Below are 6,155 nucleotides of genomic sequence, written 5' to 3'. Positions count from 1 at the left end.
TTATCAGGTTTTTTATGTCAGTCAGTGCAACAATAAAATCAATACAGGATATAATGCGAAAGGACGCCGGGGTGGACGGCGATGCGCAACGCCTAAGTCAGCTCGGCTGGATGCTGTTTTTAAAAATACTTGATGACCGCGAGAAAGAATGCGAGATCTTATACGACGATTACAAATCACCTCTTTCGTATGATCTCCGGTGGAGAAGCTGGGCGTCTGATCCTGAAGGAATTACGGGTGATAAACTCCTTGATTTCGTAAACAACGAACTCTTCATACAACTAAAGGAACTTCCTGTACCGGACGGCGCAAATCCGATGGTGTTTGTAATCCGTGCAATCTTTGAGGATTCCTACAACTATATGAAGAACGGAACCCTGATCCGGCAGGTAATCAACAAGATTGAGGACGGAATTGATTTTAACAACACAAAGGACAGGCATACTTTCGGGGATATTTATGAAAAGATTCTAAAGGATCTTCAGAGTGCCGGAAATGCGGGTGAGTTCTACACACCAAGGGCAGTTACGCAGTTTATGGTTGAGCAGACAAACCCGCGTCTCGGCGAGCGTGTTTTAGATCCTGCATGCGGAACGGGCGGTTTTTTAGCATCCGTTATTGACCTTGTGAGAAAAGTGGATGTGAAATCGGTTGAGGACGAACAGATTCTGAAGCGTTCCATCTCCGGAACTGAGAAGAAGTCACTGCCGCATCTATTGTGCACGACAAACATGATTCTGCACGGAATTGACGTTCCGGTAAACATTGCGCATGACAACTCTCTTGCACGCCCTCTTCGTGATTACAGCGAGAGCGACAGGGTTGAGGTTGTCGTTACAAATCCTCCTTTCGGCGGGATGGAAGAGGACGGGATTGAAAAGAATTTCCCGGCGGCTTATCAGACAAGGGAGACTGCGGATCTGTTCCTTGTGATGATTATGCACCGCTTAAAAGCCGGCGGACGCTGCGCTATTGTTCTTCCGGACGGGTTTTTGTTCGGCGAAGGTGTGAAAACAAAGATAAAGGAGAAACTCCTCTCGGAGTTTAACCTTCATACAATTGTCAGGCTTCCAAACGGCGTCTTCAATCCCTACACAGGAATTAAAACAAATCTTCTTTTCTTTGAAAAGGAGGGAAAGACAAATGACGTCTGGTACTATGAACACCCGTATCCGGATGGTGTAAAATCGTATAACAAAACAAAGCCGATTCACATCTCAGAGTTCGCTCAGGAAAGGGAATGGTGGGAAAACCGCTGCGAAACAGAGCAGGCATGGCGTGTACCTGTCGCTGATATAATCAAAAACAACTACAATCTCGATATAAAAAACCCGAATGTTGAGGAGATAGACCTCGGACACCCGGAGGAGATTTTAGCACAGTATGAGGCAGCAAAGTCTGCGGCGGATGAGATAAGGGCTGAGCTTTTGTCTGAGATTAAGGGTGCCCTTAAGTAAATAATTTTATCAGGATTCGGGAGAGTATTTTGATGACTGAAAAGATGCTTGAAAAATTAAAGGAATTTATTAACCTTCCTTCTGAAACAGAATGGATTGAATTTAAGGAAGCTAAAAATGACTATGATTTTGAAAAGCTTGGGAGGCTTTTTTCTGCGTTAAGCAATGAAGCAAACCTTAACGGCGAGGATTGCGGATGGCTCATATTTGGAGTTACAGATAAAATTCCAAGAAAAATTGTTGGTACAAATTACCGAAATACCGCTCCCGGTCTTGAAAGACTTAAACCAATAATTGCCAAACAAACTAATCACCGAATAACATTTTCACAGATTCATGAATTACAAACTGAAGCAGGAAGAGTGCTAATGTTTGAAATCCCGCCGGCTACACGAGGAATCCCTACAACGTGGAAAGGCAGATTATATGGTCGTGTACATGAATCCTTAGAACCTCTGACAATTAACGAGATTGATAGAATAAGAAATCAGAGCGGAGAATCGGACTGGTCTGCAAAAATCTGTAATGGTGCATCCTTTAGTGACCTTGATTCTGAAGCGGTTTTGTTTGCCAGGAAAAAATTCAGGGAGAAAAAACCCGACCTTTCTGACGAGGTAGACAGATGGAGTGATGAGGAATTTTTAAACAGAGCTAAAGTATGTATTGATGGTAAAGTTACCAATGCAGCAATTATTCTTTTGGGAAAAAATGAGTCTGAACATCTGATCTCACCCGCAATTTCACAGATTACATGGATACTTAAGGATGACTCAGGTATCGAAAAGGATTATCAGCATTTTGGCCCTCCTTTCATAATTGCGGTAGATAAGGTCTATTCAAAGATCAGAAATCTGACATATCGGTATATTACTGATGAAACTCTTTTTCCAACTGAAGTCAGCCAGTATGACCCTTATGTTATCCGTGAAACACTGAACAACTGCATTGCCCATCAGGATTACAAATATTCTGCCAGAATTTCTATTATAGAAGAATCGGACTCCCTTATTTTTACAAACAAAGGAGATTTCCTGCCGGGAAGCGTTGAAAATGTAATTATAAGTGATTCCCCCCCTCACTTCTACAGAAACCGGTTTCTTGCCAATGCAATGGTGAATCTCAAAATGATTGATACTGTTGGAAGCGGCATAAAAAAAATATTCAGGTATCAGCGTGAGAGAAATTTCCCCATGCCTGATTATGATTTGAGTTCTCAGGATGTTGTAAAAGTCAGAATTATTGGCAGAGTTCTTGATGAAAAATATACTAAAATTCTTAGCCGGCACAAAGATCTGAATCTATTGGATGTTATTGCTCTTGATAAAGTGCAAAAGAAGCAGAATCTGACGGATGAAGAATATAAGTCATTAAAAACCAAAAAACTGATTGAAGGACGGCGTCCTAAAAACATCTATATTTCCCTTAATGTTGCATCAGAAATTGACAGAAAAGCAGATTACATTAAGAATCTTTCTTTTGATAAAAGTCACTTTAAAGATCTGATAATTGCCTATCTAAGAAAGTTTGGTTATGCAAAAAGAAGTGATATTGATAAACTGCTACTTGACAAAGTATCGGATGCTTTAGATAATGATCAAAAACGCTTATTTATAAAAAATCTCCTTCAGGATATGAGAAAAGAAGGGATAATCAAAACAATAGGGAAGACATTTTCAGCAAAATGGACACTCACAGAGACTTCTGACAAAAAAAAGTGATTCGTTTTTATGACTACACATCAAATAAATATTCCGTATAAACCTGGATGATTTTTTACGGCTTTTGCCATATGAAATCTTAAAATCTCTTCAGAATACAGTTTTTTAATCACCACCCGGATTAAGGTTAGATACGGAGTAGATTATTTTTAAAGGATTTCGCCAGATGAAATCCTAAAATCTCTTCAGAATACAGTTTTTTAATCACCACTTGGATTAAGGTTAGATAATTTTTGCATCATATTTAAATTAACAATGCCGGGAATATCATTTCAAAAGGAGGTTTTGTTTATATGAATCAAAATGACATATTACCTGATATGAAAAAAGACGGAGTGGATAAACAGGCAGAAAACTGTTCCATAAAAATACCTGCACTCCGCCCGGAAACAACAGAAATGGTTGAAAACCTAATCAGGGAGTGGAGCGGCCATTACAAACGGCGTGCCTTATGGGAGAAATTCCTTTCAGAAAAGATGACTTATCAGGCTTTTGATGATATTATCAAACATCTTCTGGAGTCAAACAGAATTGCGGCTGACAAAGAAGGCCATTTCGGATGGATACTCAAAACCAGTCTTTATGAAGATTATCAAAGAAAACCTGATCTAAGAATCAGATGAATCCTATATTTTTTTGATTATTTCTCTTTCACAACTAAAACCGGCGGCCGGCCTTTCCAATATCGTTTTGGGAAATGGCAGATAATACTGAATATAACAGACGGGTCCGGGCATGAGCAATACAAAAAATACACACAATAAAAACAATATCAACATTATTTCCAACTCCGAAGAGAAGACAAGAATTTCATCCGACATCCTGACAAACAATTTTGAAACACTCGCAAAAGCAAAGGGAGGAATCTCAAAACTCCGCGAGACAATATTACAGCTTGCAGTGCAGGGTAAGCTCGTCCCCCAAAATCCTGAGGATGAGCCGGCATCAGTCCTCTTAAAAAAGATTCAGGCAGAAAAGGAGAAGCTTCTAAAAGAAGGGAAGATTAAGAAGCAGAAGGCTCTCCCGCCGGTTGATCCTGAGGAAGTGCCGTATGACCTTCCAAAAGGGTGGGTCTGGACGAGATTGGGTGAACTTGGAATTACCCAAACAGGTACTACACCTCCTAAAAATAATCCTGATTTTTTCGGAAATTATGTTCCCTTTATCAAACCTGCAGACATTACTGAAAATAAAATTAATTATGACAATGAAGGATTATCTGAACTTGGATTGAACAATGGAAGATCTATTCCAGAAAAATCAGTATTGATGGTTTGTATTGGTGGTTCAATAGGAAAAACAAATATTACTGAAAGAGACATTTCATGCAATCAACAAATAAATACAGTCACTCCTTTTTCTCAAATAAATTCTAATTATTTATTGATTTCATTAAAATCTAATTATTTTCAAGATTTAGTAATTAAATTAGCATCAATTGGAACATTACCTATAATTAATAAGTCAAAATGGGAAAAAATCCCCTTCCCACTCCCACCACTCGCAGAACAGCACCGCATAGTAGGAAGGGTGGACTCCCTCATGAAACTCTGCGACGAACTCGAAGCCCGGCAAAATGCTGAATCAGAAAGACGCCAGATGCTTCTCTTATCATCTTTAAACTGCCTTTTCGATTCAAAGGACGCCGCAGAAGCAGATGTCGCACGGGAAATATTAACCGAAAACTTCGGAGTTTTATTTGACGATAAGAAGAGCATAGCAGAACTTCGAAAGACGATTTTGCAGCTTGCAGTGCAGGGTAAATTAGTTTCACAAAATCCGGAGGATGAGCCGGCAGCAGTTCTTTTGAAAAAGATTCAGGCCGAAAAGGAGAGACTTATAAAAGAGGGGAAGATAAAAAAGCAGAAGGCTCTTTCTCCGGTTAGGGATGAGGATGTGCCGTATGTTCTGCCGAAGGAGTGGGTCTGGACGAGATTGGATGATATTATAACAAAAATTGGTTCAGGAAGCACCCCCAGAGGAGGGAAATCTGTTTATCGGGATGAAGGAATACCTTTTATTAGATCTCAAAATGTATGGAATGATGGTCTGAAATTGGACAATGTTGCTTATATAGCCCCAGAAATACATCAAAATATGTCAGGTACTTTTGTTCAACCCAAAGATATCTTGTTAAATATCACAGGGGCATCTATTGGGCGTAGTTGTCTTATTTCAGATAATTTTCAGGAAGGAAATGTGAGCCAGCATGTTTCAATAATACGATCTGTTGATGAAAATATACGACAATTCCTTCATTTAATTGTAATATCTCCCTATTTCCAATCTGAAATAATGAAGCAACAGGTAGGAATTTCAAGAGAAGGATTAAGTAAAAAAATATTAGAACAGTTTTTTATCCCCCTCCCACCACTCGCAGAACAGCACCGAATCGTAGAAAGGGTGGACTCACTCATGAAACTCTGCGACCTGCTCGAAGAGAGGGTGGCGGCAAAAGAGGACTGTGCAGAGAGGCTTTTGCTCTCGGTCTGCGACGGGATTTGCGGGTGAGAGGTAAGCCCCGGGATATATGCCGGGACTGCACAAATTTTATATCCCCTATATCCAATATAATGATTATAATGGCTACAACTATTGCGGTCTCCTCTGACACAAAAGAGAACCTGAGGAAGTTCGGCGAAAAGGGAGAGACCTTTGACCAGATTATAATGCGTCTTATGGAGGATGCCTGCTGGAAAAAGGCTGATGAACGCTGGAACAGAATTCTTGCAGATGAGGAATTCACGCCTCTTGCAGAGCTATGAATTATCAGATTCTTCTCTCAAAGAATTTCAAGAAACAATATTCTAATATTGAAAAAGAGGAGCAGAAAAGAATTAAAAATGCTCTTTATGAACTTGAAAAAAATCCTCATGAACCCCGTCCGTCAGCCGACATCAAACCCTTAACAGCCACAAACCCAAAAAAATACAGGTTAAAGGTCGGCGATTTCAGGATAATATATCTAATCGACGATGAT

General features: G+C 39.8%; 6 protein-coding genes. All 6 read left to right on the top strand.

All coding sequences use genetic code 11. The features are described 5' to 3' along the window. A partial coding sequence (locus ACTB1O_RS08940; protein WP_462994790.1) for an N-6 DNA methylase occupies positions 1-1,457 on the top strand: 1,457 nt, incomplete at its 5' end. A gap of 32 nt (positions 1,458-1,489) precedes the next feature. Further along, positions 1,490-3,175 (top strand): RNA-binding domain-containing protein, encoded by a 1,686-nt coding sequence (locus ACTB1O_RS08935; protein ID WP_462994789.1) that lies wholly within the window; start codon positions 1,490-1,492, stop codon positions 3,173-3,175. 293 nt (positions 3,176-3,468) lie between these two features. Then, on the top strand, positions 3,469-3,798 hold the full coding sequence (locus tag ACTB1O_RS08930; RefSeq protein WP_462994788.1) for a hypothetical protein: 330 nt from the start codon (positions 3,469-3,471) through the stop codon (positions 3,796-3,798). 112 nt (positions 3,799-3,910) lie between these two features. Further along, complete coding sequence (locus ACTB1O_RS08925; protein ID WP_462994787.1) at positions 3,911-5,686, top strand: restriction endonuclease subunit S; 1,776 nt, start codon at positions 3,911-3,913, stop codon at positions 5,684-5,686. Positions 5,687-5,757: 71 nt separating this feature from the next. Next, entirely contained in the window at positions 5,758-5,940 is a 183-nt protein-coding gene (locus ACTB1O_RS08920) for a hypothetical protein (protein ID WP_462994786.1), read from the top strand. Next, positions 5,937-6,155, top strand: a 219-nt coding sequence (locus ACTB1O_RS08915) for a type II toxin-antitoxin system RelE family toxin (protein ID WP_462994785.1), incomplete at its 3' end; no start/stop codon positions are given. The genes ACTB1O_RS08920 and ACTB1O_RS08915, both read left to right, overlap by 4 nt.

Source organism: Methanomicrobium sp., assembly GCF_055145805.1.
Note: the sequence above shows the minus strand (reverse complement) of the source record. Positions and strands in the feature narration are given on the sequence as shown.

What these genes read in the sequence shown, in the direction of transcription:
- ACTB1O_RS08935 (WP_462994789.1), top strand. Translation starts at nt 1,490, where the DNA reads ATGACTGAAAAGATGCTTGAAAAATTAAAGGAATTTATTAACCTTCCT.
- ACTB1O_RS08925 (WP_462994787.1), top strand. Translation starts at nt 3,911, where the DNA reads ATGAGCAATACAAAAAATACACACAATAAAAACAATATCAACATTATT.
- ACTB1O_RS08930 (WP_462994788.1), top strand. Translation starts at nt 3,469, where the DNA reads ATGAATCAAAATGACATATTACCTGATATGAAAAAAGACGGAGTGGAT.
- ACTB1O_RS08920 (WP_462994786.1), top strand. Translation starts at nt 5,758, where the DNA reads ATGGCTACAACTATTGCGGTCTCCTCTGACACAAAAGAGAACCTGAGG.